A 2,375-nucleotide genomic window follows, 5' to 3' on the forward strand; every position below is an offset into this window, starting at 1 on the left:
CCCACATGAAGGTTCTTCGATTCTTGTTTTTCTTTAGCCTAGGAACATTCCCTAGCTCTAAGAATGGACTTAAAGTCCTTTGCGACATGTCCTCAGCTTAGCTGATAAAAGGAGAGGCATTCCGCCTTTCGCTTTGTGGCAGTCGACTTATTTAATAATTCTTCTTAACTGGCAATTCTTTGATCAAGAATTGCTTTTACTTTTTTATATGGCGTATAAAGCATAATTTCTTTATCTGTGGCTCTTGCTAGGATATTCTTTGATGCGGCGATATTACAGTCCATTTCTCCACAATTAGGACATAAGGTCTTTTCATTGTGCTTGCCAAATCTTACGATAAAGTGCCGTCCGCAATTTGGACAATATTGGGAAGTGTAGGCTGGGTTAACGTCTTTAAAGTCAATGCCATATTGCTGGCAATAATACTCTAAACGTTCATTTAATACTCCTTTAGTCCATGATGAAAGATTGCGTCTAACTTGGCGTTCATATTTACTGCCTTTCTTATTTACTGCCTTTCTTAGCTATTTTTTCCTTAGTAAAGGTCAAATCTTCTTTAACAATCAAACTTGGTGTTCCCAGCTTAATCATTGTTTTAATTGCATGGTTAATTTTGCTTTCAAGACAAGCATGATAAGATGCGTGGCGCTTATCTTTGCGCTTATGACCAATATTATTAGCGTTCAACTTGTTTAATTGCCTAGTTAATTGCTTTTTCTTGATAATTTGTTTAGGTATATTGGCGTTTTTTAGCTGATTAAGCTTTTTCTTTAATTGATAGCGATAACCGTAATAAGGATTGCGTCTAGCTAAGTATTGGCTTTCCTGTTCAATTTCAGGTCTAGTAAACTGGCTAAAACCTTTGCCATATTCACGACCACTACTGCAAGAAACCAGCGTGGCAAGCCCTTTATCAATACCGAGTTTAGTGCCTGCTTGATATTCTTTCTTTTGTCTAACTTTAATTACCTTATGAATTTCAATCCGCTTTTTATCGCGATCTAAGATAATTTGTAAATTGCCATTTAAACGATAATGCCATGGACTTGTCAGCTTTAAACTAAATCTCTTTCTTGATACATGCGATGAAATGGCAAGCTCTTCTAGCTGATCGCCGGTAAACTTGTACATGCTTTCATCATAAGTCATAGATTTATTTAAGCTATGATGCTTTCGAGGAGTATATTTATAGCGTCTAGTTAATCTGCTTAAATATGAATAAGCATGTTTTCTTTGTTTAGGCGTAACAGCTTCTTCTAATTCTGCTAGGTGCTTTTGCAATCCGTGAGACAAATCTAAAAGTACTGCTTGATCGTTGGTTAAGGCATAATACCACAACTCTCTAATGGAAAGCAGATAGTAGATCAAGTGTCTTTCATCTTTATCTATTGCCTCATTTGCTTGCACGACTCTACGAATTTGGTTAGCTAAATTACTCCACATCGAATTGATGTTGGCACAAGCATCGCTTAATGCGTAACACCAATGTTTATCTAAGAAATTGTATTTGGCTACATACTTTTTGTTTTGCTTAGAGCCTTTAATTTGATCACGTAATTTGCGATACTGCTTAACATCAAGCATATGACTGATGCCACAATATTGATTTAGAAACATATTGCGACATTTGCCATAATTTATAAAAAGCTGATCTAATTTAGTATAAGTATCTTCATCAAGCTTAAGCGAGTATGCTCTAACGGTCTTTGAATAGCTCTTGATTGGTTTTGATGATCTTTTCATTATGATGGCTTCTCTTTCCATAAAGCTTAGCAGAATAAACAGTAATAACTGAAAGCACATCGTCTACTAGCTCTTCATTAGAGCTTTCGGCTTTGGTTTGATTAATAACTGTTATTTCAACATCGTTTTCTTGGCATATGTCTTCAATTAATTCAAAACCAAATCTAACTAAACGATCCTGATAATTGACTACTACTTGACTGCATTGCTGGGTGCAGATCAGATGAATCAGCTCTTTTAAGCCTTTTTTGTGATAATTAAGCCCTGAACCAATATCAGAAATAATTTTAAACGGCTTGCCTTGCATTTCACAGAAATTAGTAACTACTGCTATTTGACGCTTTAAATTATTTTTTTGTCCGGCAGAAGAGACACGACAATAGCCAATTATCAATTTATCTTTGGATACTGGCTTGGCAGGCTTTTTCCCTGCTAGTGCATCATCCAGCATTTGCGGGGTATATCTTCTTTGATTTCCAGCAGTTCTGATTGGCTTAATAATTCCTTTTCTTTCCCACAGCCTTAGAGTAGGAATTGCGATATTTAAATATTTAGAAGCTTGTCCGATAGATAAATACTTGGGTAATTGTGTATTGGATGCCATAAAAAAACTCCTCAACTTTCGTTAAGGA

Annotated in this window: 2 protein-coding genes and 1 pseudogene; all 3 read right to left on the reverse strand. The window is 35.7% G+C overall.

The features are described from left to right. Nucleotides 1-311: 311 nt before the first annotated feature. A pseudogene (locus tag BLP58_RS12555) lies at nt 312-449 on the reverse strand (zinc ribbon domain-containing protein); the annotation flags it as partial. 55 nt (nt 450-504) lie between these two features. Further along, a complete protein-coding gene (locus tag BLP58_RS11635) occupies nt 505-1,743 on the reverse strand; it encodes a transposase (protein WP_226908574.1) in 1,239 nt (412 codons plus the stop codon). Continuing rightward, the gene (locus BLP58_RS11640) at nt 1,697-2,347 is read right to left on the reverse strand and encodes an IS607-like element ISLhe9 family transposase (RefSeq protein ID WP_013853732.1); all 651 of its coding nucleotides are present in this window, start codon (nt 2,345-2,347) and stop codon (nt 1,697-1,699) included. The genes BLP58_RS11635 and BLP58_RS11640 overlap by 47 nt, the downstream gene beginning before the upstream one ends. Nucleotides 2,348-2,375 lie beyond the last annotated feature (28 nt).

Origin of the sequence: Lactobacillus kefiranofaciens (genome assembly GCF_900103655.1) — a bacterium.
In the GTDB taxonomy this organism is placed as follows: domain Bacteria; phylum Bacillota; class Bacilli; order Lactobacillales; family Lactobacillaceae; genus Lactobacillus; species Lactobacillus kefiranofaciens.